Source organism: Streptomyces akebiae, assembly GCF_019599145.1.
Lineage (GTDB): Bacteria > Actinomycetota > Actinomycetes > Streptomycetales > Streptomycetaceae > Streptomyces > Streptomyces akebiae.
In genome coordinates this window covers 4,652,729-4,670,360 of sequence record NZ_CP080647.1, presented here as the reverse complement: position 1 = coordinate 4,670,360, position 17,632 = coordinate 4,652,729, and the positions used below count along the sequence as shown (strand labels likewise).

General features: G+C 69.1%; 20 protein-coding genes. 11 read left to right on the top strand and 9 right to left on the bottom strand.

Annotated features, from left to right (window positions below):
* The first annotated feature begins 40 nt into the window (after nucleotides 1–40).
* Nucleotides 41–175 carry a hypothetical protein gene (locus tag K1J60_RS45930; RefSeq protein ID WP_259407808.1) on the top strand — a complete coding sequence of 45 codons (135 nt, stop codon included), beginning with the start codon at nucleotides 41–43 and terminating at the stop codon, nucleotides 173–175.
* A gap of 16 nt (nucleotides 176–191) precedes the next feature.
* On the opposite strand, the gene K1J60_RS20040 is transcribed toward K1J60_RS45930, so the two are convergent.
* Both K1J60_RS20040 and K1J60_RS20035 read right to left on the bottom strand, forming a co-directional pair.
* Nucleotides 192–473, bottom strand: a complete 282-nt coding sequence (locus K1J60_RS20040; protein WP_220647407.1) for a GntR family transcriptional regulator — start codon at nucleotides 471–473, stop codon at nucleotides 192–194.
* On the bottom strand, nucleotides 470–730 hold the full coding sequence (locus tag K1J60_RS20035) for a GntR family transcriptional regulator (protein ID WP_259407807.1): 261 nt from the start codon (nucleotides 728–730) through the stop codon (nucleotides 470–472). The genes K1J60_RS20040 and K1J60_RS20035 overlap by 4 nt, the downstream gene beginning before the upstream one ends.
* A 273-nt stretch (nucleotides 731–1,003) precedes the next feature.
* Here K1J60_RS20035 and K1J60_RS20030 point away from each other — a divergent pair, with 273 nt between their 5' ends.
* The gene (locus tag K1J60_RS20030) at nucleotides 1,004–1,267 is read left to right on the top strand and encodes a hypothetical protein (protein ID WP_220647405.1); all 264 of its coding nucleotides are present in this window, start codon (nucleotides 1,004–1,006) and stop codon (nucleotides 1,265–1,267) included.
* 108 nt (nucleotides 1,268–1,375) lie between these two features.
* Here the strand turns inward: K1J60_RS20030 and K1J60_RS20025 are convergent, their stop codons facing one another.
* The 3 genes from K1J60_RS20025 to K1J60_RS20015 all read right to left on the bottom strand — a co-directional run bounded on the left by K1J60_RS20025 (nucleotide 1,376) and on the right by K1J60_RS20015 (nucleotide 4,955).
* Nucleotides 1,376–1,612: a hypothetical protein gene (locus K1J60_RS20025; protein ID WP_220647404.1), complete on the bottom strand. Its 237-nt coding sequence runs from the start codon at nucleotides 1,610–1,612 to the stop codon at nucleotides 1,376–1,378.
* 151 nt (nucleotides 1,613–1,763) lie between these two features.
* On the bottom strand, nucleotides 1,764–3,899 hold the full coding sequence (locus K1J60_RS20020; protein WP_220647403.1) for a hypothetical protein: 2,136 nt from the start codon (nucleotides 3,897–3,899) through the stop codon (nucleotides 1,764–1,766).
* Between the two features lie 18 nt (nucleotides 3,900–3,917).
* Nucleotides 3,918–4,955 (bottom strand): M48 family metalloprotease, encoded by a 1,038-nt coding sequence (locus K1J60_RS20015; RefSeq protein ID WP_263013085.1) that lies wholly within the window; start codon nucleotides 4,953–4,955, stop codon nucleotides 3,918–3,920.
* 708 nt (nucleotides 4,956–5,663) lie between these two features.
* Here K1J60_RS20015 and K1J60_RS20010 point away from each other — a divergent pair.
* The 8 genes from K1J60_RS20010 to K1J60_RS19975 all read left to right on the top strand — a co-directional run bounded on the left by K1J60_RS20010 (nucleotide 5,664) and on the right by K1J60_RS19975 (nucleotide 12,820).
* Entirely contained in the window at nucleotides 5,664–5,873 is a 210-nt protein-coding gene (locus K1J60_RS20010) for a hypothetical protein (RefSeq protein WP_220647402.1), read from the top strand.
* A 100-nt stretch (nucleotides 5,874–5,973) separates the two neighbouring features.
* Nucleotides 5,974–8,769 (top strand): ATP-binding protein, encoded by a 2,796-nt coding sequence (locus K1J60_RS20005; protein ID WP_220647401.1) that lies wholly within the window; start codon nucleotides 5,974–5,976, stop codon nucleotides 8,767–8,769.
* Nucleotides 8,762–9,421, top strand: a complete 660-nt coding sequence (locus tag K1J60_RS20000) for a scabin-related ADP-ribosyltransferase (protein ID WP_220647400.1) — start codon at nucleotides 8,762–8,764, stop codon at nucleotides 9,419–9,421. The genes K1J60_RS20005 and K1J60_RS20000 overlap by 8 nt, the downstream gene beginning before the upstream one ends.
* The gene (locus tag K1J60_RS19995) at nucleotides 9,399–9,827 is read left to right on the top strand and encodes a hypothetical protein (RefSeq protein WP_220647399.1); all 429 of its coding nucleotides are present in this window, start codon (nucleotides 9,399–9,401) and stop codon (nucleotides 9,825–9,827) included. The genes K1J60_RS20000 and K1J60_RS19995 overlap by 23 nt, the downstream gene beginning before the upstream one ends.
* Nucleotides 9,828–9,852: 25 nt before the next feature.
* A complete protein-coding gene (locus K1J60_RS19990; RefSeq protein ID WP_220647398.1) occupies nucleotides 9,853–10,353 on the top strand; it encodes a type VII secretion system-associated protein in 501 nt (166 codons plus the stop codon).
* Nucleotides 10,354–10,452: 99 nt separating this feature from the next.
* Complete coding sequence (locus K1J60_RS19985; RefSeq protein WP_220647397.1) at nucleotides 10,453–11,922, top strand: hypothetical protein; 1,470 nt, start codon at nucleotides 10,453–10,455, stop codon at nucleotides 11,920–11,922.
* Nucleotides 11,919–12,200, top strand: a complete 282-nt coding sequence (locus K1J60_RS19980; RefSeq protein ID WP_220652001.1) for a hypothetical protein — start codon at nucleotides 11,919–11,921, stop codon at nucleotides 12,198–12,200. Before K1J60_RS19985 ends, K1J60_RS19980 begins: the two co-directional genes overlap by 4 nt.
* Nucleotides 12,197–12,820, top strand: coding sequence for an HD domain-containing protein (locus K1J60_RS19975; protein WP_259407806.1), 624 nt, complete (start codon nucleotides 12,197–12,199; stop codon nucleotides 12,818–12,820). Before K1J60_RS19980 ends, K1J60_RS19975 begins: the two co-directional genes overlap by 4 nt.
* Before the next feature lie 288 nt (nucleotides 12,821–13,108).
* On the opposite strand, the gene K1J60_RS19970 is transcribed toward K1J60_RS19975, so the two are convergent.
* The 3 genes from K1J60_RS19970 to K1J60_RS19960 form a co-directional block, all read right to left on the bottom strand.
* Entirely contained in the window at nucleotides 13,109–13,378 is a 270-nt protein-coding gene (locus K1J60_RS19970) for a hypothetical protein (protein WP_220647396.1), read from the bottom strand.
* Between the two features lie 28 nt (nucleotides 13,379–13,406).
* Nucleotides 13,407–15,017 carry a WhiB family transcriptional regulator gene (locus K1J60_RS19965; RefSeq protein WP_220647395.1) on the bottom strand — a complete coding sequence of 537 codons (1,611 nt, stop codon included), beginning with the start codon at nucleotides 15,015–15,017 and terminating at the stop codon, nucleotides 13,407–13,409.
* A gap of 133 nt (nucleotides 15,018–15,150) precedes the next feature.
* Complete coding sequence (locus K1J60_RS19960; protein ID WP_220647394.1) at nucleotides 15,151–15,810, bottom strand: hypothetical protein; 660 nt, start codon at nucleotides 15,808–15,810, stop codon at nucleotides 15,151–15,153.
* Between the two features lie 295 nt (nucleotides 15,811–16,105).
* Between K1J60_RS19960 and K1J60_RS19955 the strand changes: the two genes are divergently transcribed.
* Nucleotides 16,106–16,891 carry a hypothetical protein gene (locus K1J60_RS19955; protein ID WP_220647393.1) on the top strand — a complete coding sequence of 262 codons (786 nt, stop codon included), beginning with the start codon at nucleotides 16,106–16,108 and terminating at the stop codon, nucleotides 16,889–16,891.
* Nucleotides 16,892–17,022: 131 nt separating this feature from the next.
* Here K1J60_RS19955 and K1J60_RS19950 read toward each other — a convergent pair whose 3' ends face one another.
* Nucleotides 17,023–17,631 carry a hypothetical protein gene (locus tag K1J60_RS19950; protein ID WP_220647392.1) on the bottom strand — a complete coding sequence of 203 codons (609 nt, stop codon included), beginning with the start codon at nucleotides 17,629–17,631 and terminating at the stop codon, nucleotides 17,023–17,025.
* Nucleotide 17,632: the final 1 nt, after the last annotated feature.

The following is a 17,632-nucleotide window of genomic DNA, read 5'->3' as shown; positions in this document are numbered from 1 at the left end:
GAGCCGCAGGCGGGCGTGGCCGTTCACCACGTCTCCCCTGGTGGCGAGCTGGTCCTCCCAGATCCGTACGGCCTCGACGGGCAGGCGGGGCCCGGGGTGCTCGACCGTGGTGTGCGGCCTCGCCAACATCGACAGGCACAGCACCCGGCCCGGCGGCACCGACTCCGGGGAGTGACCCGCCGAACTGTTCGCTATGCGGGGGACGCGGGCGTCTCAGGAGAGGGCGGCAGGGTGTCGGTGACGAACCAGCCCCGCTGAGGTACCGCGTCCACCCAGCCTTCGTCGGCCAGCAGGCCGAGCCCTCGCCGCACGGTCGTCCGGGCGATCCCGTACCGCTGCACGAGCTGGGCTTCGCTGGGCAGCATCCGCCCGGGCTGCCAGTCACCGCGCTGAATCTGAGCGCGGAGGATCCCTGCCAGCTGCCGGTATGGGGTCAGTGGCGCGCCGTGGTCGATGTTGCCGTCAGGGCTCACGCGGTTGGCGCTTCCCCGGAAGCAGGCGGCAACTGGTCGGCCACGAAGGTCCCCAGCCCTACTTCGCCTCGCGTCCAGCCCTGCTCCCGGACGTGCCGCATGGCCTTCGCCGCAGTCGCGTTCACCACACCGAACTCCTGCGCGATCTCCAGAGTGGACGGCACCCGGCTTCCCGGTGGGTAGGTGCCGTCCTCGATGCGCCGGATGATCTCCGCTGCGATCTGCCGCCACAGCGGGCGCGTACGGTCAAGATCCATGAATCTAGCGTGGGTGACCATGGCTTTCCGTGCATCCGTGGTTATCTGCGGTTATCCACGGGTATGGTGGACGCCGAACGTACAGCGGCCCCGACGGGAAGCGGCTACTTCCGTGTCGGGGAGGGTCGATGGGCTGCCGTTGGTCCGGCCGTACGTCGTCCTCTGGGAGTGCGAGCGGGACGAACTCGATCGGCGGCGGCTTCAGCGGGCGCGTCGTCGGGCGGCGGTTCTGGCGACGCTGGGGCAGGACTACTGCCCGTGGGAGGCGGCCGTATGAGCGGGGCGCGGCTGCGCAGGCTCGGTGTGGATCCGGTGACCGGCCGGGAGGCCCTCGCGGACACGTGCCCCGGTGGCCTCCTCGAAGCACTGGCCGACGTGCACGCGTTGAAGGCCGCCGCCGTGCTGGTGACGGTGGTGGGTGCCGTGCTGGAGGCGGGAAGGGCCTCGGACGCCGAACTCGCCGCCTTCGTACCGGCGTTGTGCGGGGCGCTCGAAGAATGCGTCCGCATCATGACCGCGGACGCGGACAGGGAGTGACGGCGAAAGGGAGTCCGGCCGCAGGGCCGTGACGCCGGTGGGTGGTCAGGGCTCCTCCCTGGCCACCCCCTGCTTGCGGTGACGTATCTGTCGTGACGGACCGACAGCTCAGCTCAGCTCCGCCAGCCTCTCCTCGATGGGCCCGGCCGAACGCAGGCGAATGGCCTCTTCGTACAGCTTCCGTTCGTCCTTGTGGTCCAGCCACGGATAGCGGACACGCCAGCGGTCGACGACGTACTGCAGCAGGTCGAACCGGCCTGCGGCAGCGATCGTGGCGGCGGCGACCAGGCTCTGTCTCGTCGAGAGCTGCGTCTCAGCCGCGTCCTGGTAATTGCGCTGCCGCACCGCAATCCCTCCGGCGGCGGGTACCGCCGCTGGTTCAGAAGGTGCAGACGGCCCTGTGCGCCCATCCGGTCGGCGACCACTGCCGCCGCCGACGGCGTGGCGCTCTGGAAAAGCCGGACGAACGTCTCGTCGAACTCCTCCTCGCCTTTCGTCACTGAGAGCCACCCGACTGCTGACCGGGCCAGTTCGGCGGCGGACCCGGGGCCCAGCTGCCCGGAGACTGGGGCGGCTGGACCGGGGGCATCCACTGGGCCTGTGGGGCAGCCGGAGCGTACGGCTGTTGAGGTGCCCCGGTGTACGGCTGTTGGGGCGCCACCGGGGTCTGTACGGGGGCGTAAGGCTGCTGCGGAGCGACATACGCCTGATCGGCGGTGATGGCGGGAGCGGGGATGTACTGCGGCGGTGTGTCGAAGCGGGGCAGCGGCTGCGTGCTCACCCGGTCCAGGAGGACGACGTTGGGGTTGCAGTCGCCGGCGTGCACCTGGACGGCGCCGCCGGGCTGCCGTTCCACCACCAGCAGGTTGAACTCGGCGAGCGACTGGAGCTGTGTGGGTTCGAGGGCGTACTCGTAGACGCGCTGCCGCCCGGTCGCCAGGCTCGTGCTGTCGCTGTCGCCGGTCGTGTGGGTGGTGGACTCGTTCGTGGTGTGGGTGACGCTCGTGGAGGTGCCGGTCGTCTCGCTGTAGCTGCCGCCGGAGTTGGTGGAGTCCGACGTCGAGAGCGGGTTGAACCAGCCCTGGTAGGTCGTGGAACTGCTGCTGCCCCAGTTCCGGCCGTACGTCTCCGAGTGGCTGGTGGTGGTGCCGCGGCTGACGGAGGAGCCGATCGTCTTGGCGACGGAGGTGTTGACGGTCCGGCCCTCGGTGTCCGTCAGCGAGTGCAGGACGAAGGAGTGGTGGCGGCCCAGGAAGTCGGCGGCGACCGTGGCTTCCTGGTGGTTGCCGAGCCGCATGAAGGCGACCGTTCCGCCGCCGATGAGCTCCTCGCCGGCGTCCCGCAGATGCGAGTGCACGAACGTGAGTTGGGCGCCCCGACGCTCACACACCTGGGCCAGTTGTTCGAGGTGACGACGTTGGAGGCCCTGCTCGCCCAGCATCACCACGACGCACGGGGCCTCCTCCTGGAACGAGGAGAGCCGCCGCATCACGCTCTGCAGGGCGAGGTCGGCCAGCAGCTCCGCGCTCGCCGAACCCGCGCCGAAGTCCAGTGCGACGCACGTCAGATAGCCGGGCCCACGCCCCTCACGGGCCGTTCCCAGCTGCTCCAGTGGGTGCACGAAGGACGCCAGCCGGATGAGGCTGTCCCGCAGCTGGTCCTTGTTCTTGTCGCTGAACAGATCGTCCGCGATGCGGTTGCGCTCCTCCCTGCTGAGCGCCTTGGCGTCGTCGGCCTCACCCACCAGGACGCGCAGCCCGGCACCGAGCCGTGCCAGGGACACGTCCTCGCCCAGCGCGCCGCACAGTTGGGTGAGGATCCGGGTGTAGACGGCACGATCGGCCCGGGCCGACTCGGGGCTGTCCCCGTGGATGGCCTCGACCAGGGCCTGCACCAGTTCGTGCGGCGCGAGCCCGCTCACGATGCCGCTCTCCGCCATACGGCTGGGCAGCAGCTGCACGTCCACGGGCACGCCGCCCGCCTCGGCGAGCACGGACAGCTCACGGCACACCAGGGCCTGGGTCAGGTCCAGCACGATCAGCGGCCGCTGGCGCAGCGTCGAAGCGCCGAAGACCGTGAGGAAGCCCTCGCGACCGCGCTGGCTGCCGCCGAAGACGTCCAGCCGCCGGGTGCCCGCTCCGAAGGGCAGCGCGCCCCAGGCGTCCAGGCCGGCGATCCACTGCGTCTGCTGGGCCTCGTGGAGTGTCCAGCGTTGGTGCCACGCCTGCCAGTCGTTCTGGAAACGTTCCTCCAGCGCCTTCGCCTGGGCGGTGCGGGCACGGGTGGCGGCGGTGTACCGCAACGAGGCGTAGAGGGCGCGCACCACCAGGATGCCGACGATGACACCGCCGATGGTGAGCATCACCGTGAAGAGAAGGCTCAGCAGGTAGAACACCACGGCGACGACGATGCCGATCCTCAGCGCGGAGCTGATGCGGTCCTTGCGGTCCAGCCTGGCGGCCTGCACACGGTTCTCGTAGCTGCCGTCCAGCTCCGTGCGCTGCGGCTCGGCTTCGACGAACGGCTGACGGAGCGACTCGGGGTCGCGGTAGGTCCAAGCGACGCGCTGGCCGGCGTCGAACAGTCTTTGATACGGGCCGAGTTGCCCGGCCTCGGTGTTCTCGATCGTCATGGGAGGGCTCCAGGCCGGTCAGGCGACGAAGGTCTCGATCGCGCGTATGCGCTTGTGCAGCGGCGGATGTGTGGACATGAGGCGCGCCATCGTTCGCTGCTTGCGGCGGTCGTCGTCGGCTCCCGCCGCGTGCCACGCGGTGAACACGGATACCAGGAGCGGACCGTAGCCGATCAGGCCCGCGAACCGGTCGGCCCGCAGCTCACCCTGGCGCCCGGACCAGGCGAGCAGGAACGGTACGGCGTAGAGGGCCAGCGCGGCCGGGAAGGTGAACAGCAGGGCGATGGCCAGTATCCCGAGGAAGATCACGAACAGTCCGGCGAGGATCTCGGAGATCGCGGCGAGGACGCGGATCACGAGCCGCAGGGCACTCATGACGAGCCGGGCGGGCACGGCGTACCAGTGGCCGAGCAGCCCGGCCCACGCGTGGCCGCCGACATGATGGCCCAGCTCGTGGGCGAGCACGGCGGCCAGTTGCTGGGGCGGGAGACTGCGCATGGCGCCGCGCGTGACCCCGACGATGTGGCCCGCGGCGGCGGAGGCGTTCAGCTCGTCGGTGTCCTCCATCCACAGGTCGTACTTGGACCCGTCGACGCCGGCCCGCTGGGTGACCTCGTACCAGATCGGCTGGAGTACGGCGAGTTCGCTGCCCAGGGGTTCACGCATCTTGAAGTACAGCTTCGCCAGGCCGCGTTCGGTCGGCCGGTTGAACACCAGGGCACCCGATGCGAGCCAGGCGACGACGAACGCCACGTCCACACCGCTCGGCATGGACAGCGAAATCAGGAACATCACCAGCAGGCTGCCCAGGAAGAGGGGGAGGTTGAGCAGCAGGGTGGTCACGGAGGAGGAGTCGGCTCCGCGGCGAACCTCGGGGGTGCCCACCGGAGCGTGGGCGGCGGGGAACTCGGCACCGGGGGTGGTGGAGACGGGGGCGGGCACAGGTGGTGGGGGCGGTGGCGGTGCGTGGTGCACGGGCTGGGGCGTCTGCGGAAGCGGTGCCTGCGGAGCCGCGTACAGCGGGTGGTGGGGTGCCTGGGGTGCCTGGGGTGACATCTGCGGTGTGCTGTACGGCTGTTGAGGCGCTTGAGGGGGCGCCGGATAGTGCGGCTGCTGCGGGTGCTGCTGCGGGTGCGGGTGCGGGTGCGCGTGCGGGGGCGGATACGAAGGCTGATACGGCGGCGGCGCGAACTGCTGGGGTGGAACCGCCTGCTGGGGTGGAACCGCCTGGTAGGGCGGCTGCGCAGGAGGCGGGTGGGCCGGGCCCGGTGCGTACGCCTGCGAGGGCTGGGCCGGGGCACCGTACGGCGGCATGGCAGGCGGTGCATCCGGAGCCTGGTACGCGGGCGGCACCTGGTGCGGCTGGCCGGGGGGAGGGTAGCCGTGGGGGAAGTCGCCCTGGGGAGGATGGCCGGGGCCGACCGGCCGGCCCGGTTGGTGCGGATCGACGGGATGGGTCACGTAAGAGGTCCGCCCTGGGAAGGAAGTGGGCCGAAAAGGCAGCCACATGTGGACAGTTGAGAAATGACCGTCCCGAGGGCGGCAGCACGTACGCCTCTGGTGATGTGAACTCGCCCCCGTGACCGCCGAAGCGGCAGCCAGTCATTGATTCGCAGCCGAAACATGCTGCACGAATTCGCCCCCTGAGTCCAGTTGGAACCACCGGTAACGAAGTCACAGTTGCAAGGCTTGGCCTGGGACCCGACCGGCTCTAGGGTGTAGGCGCAAGATCGACAACGGGGGAGACGTTGCGAACCGCACTGCTTGCGCACGATTCTGGTCAACTCAGCGATGATGCACGTTTATTCGCGTTGGCTGACAACTCCGGCAACTGGGGCGGTCCGCCGGTTTGCCGGAGTGAAGTCGGCGAAGGGGCCGCTTCTTGCGCCGCCGTGGAGCGGCACGGCAAAGGGGCTGCTTTTTGTGCCGCCGTGGAGCGGCGCGGCAAAGAACCTGACCGTCCGCATCCTGTGAGCCCGGCCCGGTATCGCGGACGCGCGGGCCAGTCGTATCCGGTCGGGACACAGCGGCCGCGGCTGCGCGCCGATCAGCGAGCGAGAGCGGGCCGTACCCCATGAACACCACGCCGTACGGCGGCACATGGCAGCGTTTCCTCGACATGGACGCCTGCCTGCTGCGAGAGGTCCCTCGCCAACGCCTCACGGACGACCGGCCAGGCGGTCCCGGCGACGACCTGCACGCCCAGCGGCTCGCCGCCCTGGTCTCCGCGCATCACGCACGGCGCTCCGAAGACCCCACGGGTGGTGCGGTGTTCGTCGGTTGGGCGCGCCGCGCGGCGGACCGGCCCATCGACGTGATGGTCGGAGGGAGCGCTCTGCTCGGCGGCCGTGCCGACGCCGACGGCGGCAGCACTCTGCTGCGACTGCCCGCCGGCGCACGCGGTCTGACCCAGCCGACGGGAACCGCGGCGTCCCTGTTCGCCGGCTTCCCGCACTGGAGCGCCGTCGCGGGTGTGACCGACGGGCTGCTCGTCGACGCGGAGCCGAACACCGGGGGGAGCGGCGCCGCACGTCAGCGGCCCAGCCTGGAGGACTGCCTCCTGGCGGTGTGGCAGGAGCCCTTCGCCTGGATGGTGTTCGCCGAACCGGTGCCCGCCGACGAACTCGACGACCTCACCGGCGACATCGCCGACGAACAGCGCCGCGCGATGTCCAAGGCGGACGGCTCGCCCGAGTACGCCATCGCGGCCGCCCGGTTGGAGCGACGGCACAAGGACCTGGCCAGGGCGGCGGCCACCGGACTGTGGCGGATACGCCTGCTGGCGGGCGGCCGTACGTCGCAGGAGGCGGCGCGTGTCGCCGCGCTGGTCTGCGCTTCGGCGGACCTGGAGGGGCTGCCCTACGCGCTCCGGCCGACCGGGCGGGTCGGGGACCTGCCCACGGCGCTCGGCGGCGCTCTCCCCGCCCCCGAGGAGTACCCCTTCCACGCCGGATCCGATCTGCTGGCAGCTCTGGCCCGGCCCCCCGCGCAGGAGATACCGGGCGTGCGGTTCGCGCTGCGCCCGGAGTTCGACGTCACCCCCGAGACCACCGGCCGTCCGGTCACGGCCGACACCCCGCCCCCGGTCCGGCTCGGGTCGGTGCTCGACCGCAACCGCAGCCCCGTCGGTGACCTGGAACTGACCCGCTCCACCCTCAACCGGCACACCTTCGTGTGCGGGGCGACGGGCGGCGGCAAGTCGCAGACCGTGCGCGGCATGCTGGAGGCGGCTACCCATGCGGGCATCCCGTGGCTGGTGGTGGAACCGGCGAAGGCGGAGTACCGGTTCATGTCGGCGCGGCTCGGCGACACGAGCGAGGTCGTCGTCATCAAACCCGGCGACCCCGACGCCCTCCCGGCCGGCCTGAATCCCCTGGAGCCCTCGGCGTTCGCGAACGGTGAGCGCTTCCCCCTCCAGACGCACCTCGACATGGTGCGCGCCCTGTTCCTGGCCTCCTTCGACCCGCAGGAACCGTTCCCGCAGGTGCTGAGTGCCGCGCTGACCCGCTGCTACGAGGACCTGGGCTGGGACCTCACCCTCGGCGAACCGCTCGTGCCCGGCACCGAGCCCCGCTACCCCACCCTTGAGGACCTGGAGCACACGGCCCTGAAGGTCGTGACCGACATCGGTTACGGCAAGGAGGTCGCCGACAACGTCCAGGGCTTCATCAAGATCCGCCTGGCCAGTCTGAGGCTCGGCACGACGGGACGATTCCTGGAGGGGGGCCGCCCGCTCGACTTCGGTGAACTCCTGCGCCGCAACGTCGTCTTCGAGATCGAGGACGTCGGCGACGACAAGGACAAGTCGTTCCTCATGGGCACGATCCTCATCCGGCTCGTCGAGTACCTGCGCATGGAACAGCGCGTGACCCGTCGACTCTCCTTCCCCTTGCGGCACTTGAGCGTCTTCGAGGAGGCGCACCGGCTGCTCCGCCGCTCGGAGGAGGGCGGCGCGAGCGCCCACGCGGTGGAGATGTTCGCCGGTCTGCTGGCCGAGATCCGCGCGTACGGCGAGGGCCTGGTCATCGCCGACCAGATTCCCTCCAAGCTCCTCCCGGACGTCATCAAGAACACCGCCGCCAAGGTGGTCCACCGCCTTCCCGCCCAGGACGACCGCGAGGCGGTCGGCGCGACCATGAACATCACGGCGGCCCAGTCCGAGTACCTGGTCACCCTGCGGCCGGGCGAAGCCGCCGTCTTCACGGACGGTATGGACTACCCGCTGCTGGTCCGCATGCGGGACGGGACGGACCGTGAGGACGCGGGGGCGATCCGGCCGGCGTCGGCGGCCGCGCTCACCGGAGAGCGCAGCCGCGCGTGCGGCCCCTGCTGCACCCCTGAACCGTGCACCCTCCGCGACCTGCGCAGGGCCCAGCGGCTGATGGACCAGCCGGAGCTCCGGATCGCGTTGTGGGCGGAGATGGCGGTGGCGGCCCATCTGCTGGGGTGGACGACGCCGTTGCCGGGGGAGGCGATGCGAGAGGCATTCGCCCCGTACCTGGCTACCGATGATGACCGCCGTCTGTTGAGCTGCGCGATCGGCCAGGCGGTCGACCGCGCGGTCCACAGCCGCGTCGGCGCGCCCACGGCCCCGGAGGCGCTGGCCGAGCATGTGGCCGCGATGATGCGCGGCCAGCTCGACGGGGAGGATCCGTGTCCGGTGGGTGAGCCCCGGTTCAGGGCGCGGAAGGGAACGAAGACGCGGGAGTACTACCACGGTCGGTATACGCCTTCCGTGCTGGAAAAGATCGTCGGGTGCTCCGATCCGTCGGAGGAGTGGGGATCGCGCTTCGGGCGCGCGCTGGGCTGCTTCGAACGAGTGATCAGGAAGCCGCGGACAGGGCAGGACAAGGGGGCAAGGAATGAGTGAGATCAAGGGCGAGGATCCTCACTCGGCCACGGAACTCACCTACGAGGGGGCTGACGGTCCCCCGTCCTGGCAGGCGGACGAAACCGGCGAACCCGCTGAACCTGCCGTGATCGATGCCGCCCACGACCCGTACGACTCAAGTGATGGGCCGTCTGACGAGGGGGAGCCGGAAGAGCCCCCCGAACCGGATCGCCTTGCTGTGGCCAAGGACCGAGATGTTGATCTGAGCCAGCTCGGAGTGGACGTCGTCTGGCGCGAAGGCCAGGAACCTCTCTACCGGAGCGACAACCGCGAGCCGGCTGAGATTTTCGCCAACGGCTTCGAAGCGCGAGACCTCTCGAATACAGATCTACGTCAATACGTGCGGGAGGATGACCCGTCAGCGTTCGTGAGTACGTCGTACCGCGAGGACATCGGTGACGATTTCGGAGGGAAGTACACTTACGAAATCGACGCACCCGGAGGGATCGACGTCAACAAGACGCTCGGTGCCCATCCGCTCTCGTACGAGGAAGAGGTTGCCTTCCCCGGCGGGGTGCGCAGCGAGTACGTCAAGTCCGCCGCTCCTTACGATTACGGAACCGGCGAGCTCGGTGAACCCATCTCGAATCCACACTACATACCCGAGGGTGAGCGTGTCCGAGGCAACTGAGGTCTTGTACGACAAGGAGATCTCTCTGGTCGCACATGACGGGGAAAAGACCGGCAGGCTTCTGGCCGAGTTCAAGGGATCCGATTACACGGTCCGCGTCACGTGCGGCTCACTGTCGTCACGTCACACGGCTTGGAACCTCTTTCAGGCTTTGGCGCAGGTCCGGGAAGACCTGGAACAGCACGGCCTGAAGCCGGCGGTCGAAGGGGCCTGCATCGATGTCTATCCCAGCAGGATGGCCCTTGAGATGGGGGGTGGCCGACGGGCGTACCACTGGGCAGGCGGCGGCCGTCCGGCGACCGTGGACATCTTCGACGACGTACCGCCCGCGGATCACGCACGGCTGGTATCGGTGAACGCACAACGGATCGCGCACGAGCAGCGTCAGGGGAGCCGAAATGAATGAAGGCGTGGGGGTGCGGATTCCTCCGGTGACCGACGAGATCCGTGCCCAGGCCGCCGCCCAGCCGGACGGCTGGGTCTACGCCATCGATTCGTACTTCGACCCGAACGGGGAGGTTCCGCCGTACGGCGTGGTTGGTGCCTGGAAGGTCGATTCGCAGGGTCGGCTCACCGGAGAATTCAAAAAGAACCCCAACTACCGTCCCTCGCCTCGCACACTCGGGATGGCGGAGCCCACCGACCCGGTGGACGCGGCCATTCAGCTGGCGGCGGTCGGCTATGGCTCCGAGGCCGATCTGAGACGTGCCCTGCTGGACGCCGTTGTATACGTGGGCCTTGACGTGCAGCACGTCTCACCGATTGTGATCCACACGAGTTCTTCCCAGGCCGCGAACTCAGCAGGAGAACTGCGGCAGATCCCCTTCCGTGAACTCCTGCCAGGCCTGCCTGAGGACGCCGTCCTCAGGCTGAACCCCGGTGGTTCGGCGTCCGTGAACATCCCCGTGGCCGACTTGAGCGGTGCGATGTGAGCACCATTGGACCTGCTTGGGGAAACTCGACCGCATCGAGCACCTCCACTCCCGAGCGGCGACTGGACGGTGGTTCTGTCCCGCGTGGAGTGAGGTCTGGTGAGTGAGCTGTACGCGGCGGAGGAGGGACACGACGCCGGGCTCGCCGCAGAGGCGCTGACGGTCCCCGCGTCAATGGAGCCTGTGGATTCGTGGGCGGAGCCCGAAGAGCCTCAGGACTTCGAAGCGCCCGAAGGGAGCGAAGCATCTGAGACACCCAAAGCGCCCGAGGAGGCTGAAGGGGCTGTCCAAGAGCCTGAGGCCTCGGAGGGAAGTGAGGATCCGCGAGAATCCGAACCGTCTGGGAGCGAGGAATCGCCCGGGGTTGCCGAGGACGCTGAGCAGTCGGAAGGGGCAGATCAGCCCGATCAGCCCGATCAGCCCGATGAGCCCGATGAGTCGGCCCAGTCCATCGAGGCTGTCGAAGCCGAGGGTACCCACGAGCCCGACGAGCCCGCGGATCGGAACGAGGCGCCGGACACCGCCGAGGCAGAGGATGTGAACGAGCCTGCCGCACCGTCGGCGGAGGACGGCGAGGGGGGCGCGGCCGACGCTCCGGAGTCGGGGGACGAGTCCGATAACCCGCTGGCCGACGTGGCAGAGGCCCTCGGCGAGCGCCATCCCGAGGTGGCTTCGGTGATCACCAAGCTCGGTGCGGACGACGCGAACAGGCTGAACGTGATCGAGAACCTGAAAGATCCTGAGGGCGGGGGCGCACGGACTCTGGAGATCATTCAGGAGCTCGCCGAGGGCGAGACCCTGGAAGGGCGTTCCTTGGAGGAGTACAGGTCGGAGAATCCCGGGCGGGGACCCCTGTTCGAGCCCGTGGAGCATGAGGTGAACTTCGAGCCCGACGGGACGTCCCGCAAGAACGCATACGTCGAGCAGGCCAAGTCGGACGACCCGGTGCGAGCCCTCGGAGCCTCCATCGAGGACGGCGACCGTGACGCCCTGGAGGACTACGGCATGAGGCTGCAGAACGAGGTGGAGCCGGCCGTCTACGAGGACGTGACGAGCCTCCTCGAGAAGGCCGACGATGCCGAATTGAGCATCCGCACGAAATCCGCAGACGGCCTGGTCGACAAAGTCAATAGAATGACAGAGGGGAGCGAGGGTCGAAAAGCCCGCCCGGATTACGAGATCGGGGACGTCATCGATGCCGTGGGGGCAAGAATCACCGTCGAGGACACCGCCCAGCTCGAATCCGTTCTTGAAAAGGCCAAGGGGCACTTCGGTACCGGTGAGGGCGGGCGCCTACTGGAGGTCGAGAACATGTACGCGGAGCCCAAGAGCGGGAATCCGAGCTACCGTGTCATTCCCATGGTCGTAGCCATCGAGGTCGGCGGAAAACCGTACACATACGAACTCCAGCTCACGACAGAGCGGGCTTCCGTGGCCGCCGACCTTGAGCACAACACCGTGTACAAGTCGCATATCGAAACGACTCCGGCGGAGCGCGACGTGATGCGTAGGATGCAGGCAGAAGCGGCGGCGTTGGATCAGGAAGAGACTCGCAGGAGGTACCCGTGACAGATGAGACAGGGTCGAAGTTCGTCATGATCTCGACGTTCCGCAGAAGGACCGCGGACGGATTTATGCTCGCTGCTTTCGTCATCGACGAGAGGGAGTGTGAGTCTCCCGCGGAAATGAAGTCGATCAGGAACGAAGCCCTCACCGAGATCCAGCGTCGACGCATCGCCGGAGAATTCGAGACCCGCAGGGCGAAGGCCGGCGAGGTGCCGTCGACCCTGCCTCGGTGGGCGGAATACAAGAGGCAGCTGGAAGCTGCGGACGAGGAGTCGTCTTGACCCATCGGGTGTTCGGCGCGTGGCACGACTGGGACACCGCCCGTCGACACTTGGCGGTGCTCGCTCCTGAGGTGTCGGCGCAGCGCCTCGGGGAAGCCGTCGCGTTCGCCGAAGAGGCCCACGGGGATCAGAAGAGGCCTGCCGGTGAGCCTTATGTGGAGCACCTCCTGGAGGTGGTGGAGATCCTCGTCTCGGGCGCGGGTGTTCACGACGAGGACCTGCTGGTCTCGGCCGTCCTCCACGACGTCGTGGAGGACACCGACCGCACTGCCGAGGAGGTCGGTGAGCGGTTCGGCCCCCGGGTCGAGGAGTGGGTGGGCTGGGTGACGAAGCCGAACCCCGAGGCACACGAGGATCCTGCGGAGGTGCGTGACCGCTACCTTCTGAGCCTGCGATCCGCCCCGCCGGAGGTCCTGCTGCTCAAGCTGGCGGACCGGTTCAGCAACGTGCAACGGCTCGACACGCACCCGCGGCCCGAGAAGCGGCGTTCCTACTACCGTGAGACGTGCCGCCACTTGGTACCTCTCGCCGCGGGGGTTCCGTGGTTCGAGGCGGCCTTCGAGGAGTGGCGGGAGTTCTACCGCCACCTGGAGGACGGGGCGCCCCCGGCGACGGCCTGACGTCCGCCGCCGGCGCCGATGCCCGGGCATGTGGGCCGACGCGTCGTCGGATGCTGCCCGTCTGACCGCGCCCAGACCGGCTACGGTTTGACGAAATCCCTCAGAGGCGTGCCGTGGAAGAGGCTGGCTCCGGGACCGTTACGGCACATCGCTGGGCCGACTCGACGGTACCCGCACACCGCTTTTCGACGGAGTGCCGACGCGGGAGCAGACCAAGCACGTCGCTCCGCTCCCACACCTGTCGGCCTCGTGAGAGTCCGGGCCGATGGTGGTACCGAGCCCGTCGGCTCAGTCCAACTGTTCCGTCGTCCCGTCCGGGTGGATCAGGAGGCGGATCGCGCCGCCGTAGCGGTTGTCCGTGATCGTCGCCGGGGTGGGGGCGCCGAGTTGTTGGGCGCGTTGTTGGAGGATCGACAGGACGACGTCCTGGATGTCGCCGTAGGGCGGGGCGGTGACCGGGACGCCGTCGATGAGGCCGGCGTTGGGGGAGAAGACGTGGACCTGGGCGTCGGACGCGGCTGAGGGTGCCGGACCCTGGCTCGGGATCGGTTCGGTCATCGGGGGCTGGTGTTCCTTCCGGCTCAGGTCAGGCGCTCTTCGCCTCTCCCCGCTCGGGGAGGATGGTGTCGTCGACGTCGTGGACGTCCTCGATGTTCAGGGCGTCCAGGACGCGAGCGTACGTGCCGCGTGAGAGACGTTGCAGGCGACCCGACTTGACCAGCGCGGACAGGACGTTGCTGATGGTCTTCGACGGGTCGCCGTACACGCCCGAGGGCAGGGCGCGCAGGACGTCGCGGGCGGAGAAGGCGCCGGGGAAGCCGGCGACGGCCTTCTCGACGGCCGCGCGGATGCTGGGGGTGGAGGGGGCCCGGCGGGTCTGTCCCGTTCCTGCTCCCGCTGCGGTCCTCACGGGCGGATGGCCACCGTGCAGGGGGTGAGCCGTGGGCGTGACCGGGCGCGGGAGGCGGTCGTGGATCTCGCGGACGGCCGTGCGGATGGTGTCCAGGCGGGCGTCGCCGGTGTCGTCGGAGGCGGCGGCCAGCATGGTGGCGACCTTCTCTATGTTCGCGAGGGTGGCGGCGAGTTCGCGCAGCAGCGGTTCCAGGAAGTCGCGGCGGAGCGCGGCCACCGGGTCGGTGGTGGCCAGGTCGACGGAGACGGAGCCGGTGAGGGGGCGCCGGGGAGGGAGGGGTGCTCCGTCGGCGTCCGAGGGGGCTTCGGCGTTGTCGGGGAGCAGTGACTCGACCGCTTCCCGTACGGCCGGCAGGTCCCGCGGGGCTTCGGTGGCCGGGTCGGCGCCGCCGGGCATGCACGCCAGCATGGTGACGAGCTGTTCGAGGCTGGTGAGCGCGGGCAGGGCGGAGCGCACCAGCGGGCCGAGCACGGCCTCCCGTACGGCCAGGGCGGGATCCTCGTACGAGAAGGTGATCCGTTGCCCGGCCTCGGCCGCTGCCATGGGTTCCTCGCTCCTGCCGTTCGACGGTCGGGACGTGTGCGACGGCCCGCCAGGAGGGGCCGTCTGTCTGTGGGTTGGCTGTGTGGTGGTGTGCGATTGCAACAGTGATGGCAACGCGGCGCGCGGCGGGCCTTCCCTCAACATGCTTTGATCATGGGTCAGTTGACCCTGAAGTCCCTGGAGCTGGTCGAACGCGTCGAGGATCCGCTCCAGTTCGGGAAGGTCCGGAGCGGTCGGCCGACGGGTTCCGGAGTGGGTCGCCGAGGACTCGTCGGCGCGGGACCTGAGCCGGGTGAGGCGCCGGGGGAGCGAGCCGGAGTCGAAGCGGACCGCGGCGTGGGCCGGCAGGTCGCCGTTCTCGTCGCCGAGGCCGAGCATGCGGCGCAGCGCGCGCCGGTCCTCCCGGGTGGTGGCCGCCGTGTAGCCGTACGGCTCGGCGTACGCGACGGCGTCCTGCAGACATTCCGCCCAGAGCGGGCAGGAGGCGCACAGGTCGCGGGCGGTGCGGAGGAGGACGAGGTGCTGGCGGCGCTGATCGGGTGGGATGCCGGGTGCCGCCGTCATCGGGGTGTCCGGGCCGTGGAGCCCGTACGGGTGCTCCGAGTTGTCCAGCAGCGGGTGTTGGAAGACGTCCGGCCGACGCCGACAGGGCAGAGCCGCGTCGGGTATGTGGGCCTCCCGGGCGACCGCCTTGCGGGCGGGTCGCGCGGGCAGCCTGGCCAGCGTCGTATGGCTCGCCATACGCATGAGTAATAGCCCCCGTGGTGATCCGTGATCGCGGGGGACTCTAGAACACATTGTCAAACTGTTGCAACGCATGTGCAAAGTGCTGGCCGGAAACGAACAGTGCCGCGACGAACCGTTCACAAGAGCCTCAACTGTCCGCCGTTTTCCGGGCGTCACGAGGACGCGGCCGACGTATCGCCTGGCCCAGCCTGCTGACCCGGGCCGCCATGGCCTTCGCGGATGCGCCGCGCACGGCGAGCACCCCGAGCACGCCCACGAAACCGATGGGCACGCCCGCCTCTGGCGCGAACATGCCGACGACGGAGCCGATGACCAAGATCACATCGGCGAGCACGACCGTGACCCCGCGCCGGCCCGGGTGCTCCTTCACCATCCACGCGCCGAGCAGGGCCATGCCGGTCAGGGCCCAGTAGCCGAAGGCGGCGGTCCCGGTGACGGCCGCGCTCGTGGTCATCCGGGCCGATTCACCCACCGCCGAGAAGTAGCCGGTGAAGGCGGCGGTGAGGATCGTGGAGGCGAGGGCGAGGAGGAGTTGGGTACGGCGGCGCAGCAGCCAGAGGGCTCCGCCGAGGAGCAGCACGGCGCAGACCATCACGAAGGACGAGCCGCTCTGCGAGGCGATCATGAAGAGGGTGTAGGCGCCGGCCAGGCCGAAGACGATGCGGGGGAGGAGGCGGACTGCCCAGGGGTCGTTCTTGTCCTGGTGGAGGAGGCGGCGGAGGCGGGACGGGGGCGGGGCGTCGGTACCTACCGGGGTGCCGACGCGAGGGCGCTGCGTGCGGCTCAATGGACCGGTCACTCTCCCATGCCGACGGCGGGCGTCTGCTCGAGGGCGGTAGAGACGGGGGCGGGGGCGGCGGAAGGGGCTGGTAGGGGGTGGGCTTCAGAGCGACTCCGGGCATGAACTGGGCACCTGCGACGGCTTGCGCCGAGGTCTCGTGCGGCTGGAGTGGCTGAGGGCCAGTCCGGGCGTTCACCTCGACGCCGGGGAGAAAGGCACCGTGAGTGCTGACGACGGGGTCGGACTTCGCGCGGGTTGCGTGCGCCCATGCCAGGTCGGTGGAGCTGGGTAGGGTCACCTCGTGGTCCGGGCGGATGACTTTGATCTCCTCGACGTATTTCTCGACATCGGCGGCTCGTGCGGGGCCGTCCATGGCCGCCACGCGGGCACAGACCTCAAGGACAGCGGCGCGCTGGGCCTCTGGAGTGGGGAGCGACTTCACGTGATCCAGGTCGAGGTGGCCGGCCTTGGTGAGCGGTGTGTACTTGGGGTCGTTCTCGTCGTACCCGAAGGTGTGCACCTGCGCGCGTACGGCCTGGGACGTCAGCAACTCCTGGGTCTCCGGGGCGAGACCCGTGTACTTGTCCAGCGGCGGCGGGTACATGAAATTGATGATGCCGAGCTTGCCGTCCTGGCGGAGCTGTCGGGATTCCGTCTGGTAGGCGACGGTGGCCGGGTTGAGTTCGGCCATGAAGAAGAGTGCTTCGTTCTCGGTCTTCGCGGCGTACCGCTGGGAGAGCGCGTCCCATGCGCCGGATGCCAGGGCCTTGCCTTCAGCCTCGTCCATTTCCAGGACGTTATGGAGAGCCTGGTCCCACAAGTAGAGTTCGCTCAGCTCTTTTCCGCCGGGCGTGCCCTCCAGGTATCGAACGGCGTTGGTGTCTCCCGCCTCCAAGTCGGCGTAGGCTCCGGCGACGTGCATGCTGGGGATACATTCGCCCTGGCCCAGCCCCGGGTGCTTGTCGAGGATCCAGGACCAGAAGGCGGATTTCGTGTCCGGGGCGGGGAGTTCGACATCCATCTTGTCGATGAGGCTGACCAGGTAGGAAGGCAATTTCTCCTTGAAGTCCTCGGCTTTGATGCCTGACTCCAGAGCACCTGCCCGCAAGTCTCTGAGGATCTTCCTGGCCTTGGTGTCAGAGATCCCTGTGTCCAGCACGGCCAATTCGTGCCGGGTGCGGGCCTCTGCGACGACCTCATCAGCCAGCTGGTCCTGGCTCACACGTCCTCCGGCGGGTAGCAGTTGATGTTGATGAGGGCGCCGCGCTTCTCGCCCGGGAGAGGGGAGATGCCCAGGTTCACGGTGAGAACGGTGACGCGATCCTCAGGCCCCGCGGCCGGCCACACGGCCATGCGGTAGGGGTCCATGTCCTCCAGTCGGTCCTCGCGCTGAACAAGCCAGTGGTGCTCGATCGGGGGCTCGGGGAAGGTCGGGTCGTCCCAACTGCCCGAAAAGACGGGCTCGCCGAGCACGGTGCGGGCTGCCGCCTCGAACGCACTCCATGCCTCGGCGGCCCGTCCCAGCACCAAGTCGTTCTCGTCCGCGTTGTCGGCCCGCAGGTGCCAGGAAGTCCAGTTGAGGTTTTTCACGGGCGCCCATCCACCACTGTGCACGGGGTACAGCGCCATACGCTGCCCTGTCGCACTGTGCACGCTCAGGATCCGTTCACCGGCCAGAGGGCGCCAGCCGAACAGCGCGCACCAATCGTCCAACGCTTGTCCGGGGCTCGGAGGGCCCGCCCAGACTGCGGGCCAGTCCACGTGCTCCAGGCCCTTGAGCTCCTCAGCCAGTTGCTCAGGGCTGCGGTCGATCCTGAGGGTCGTCATC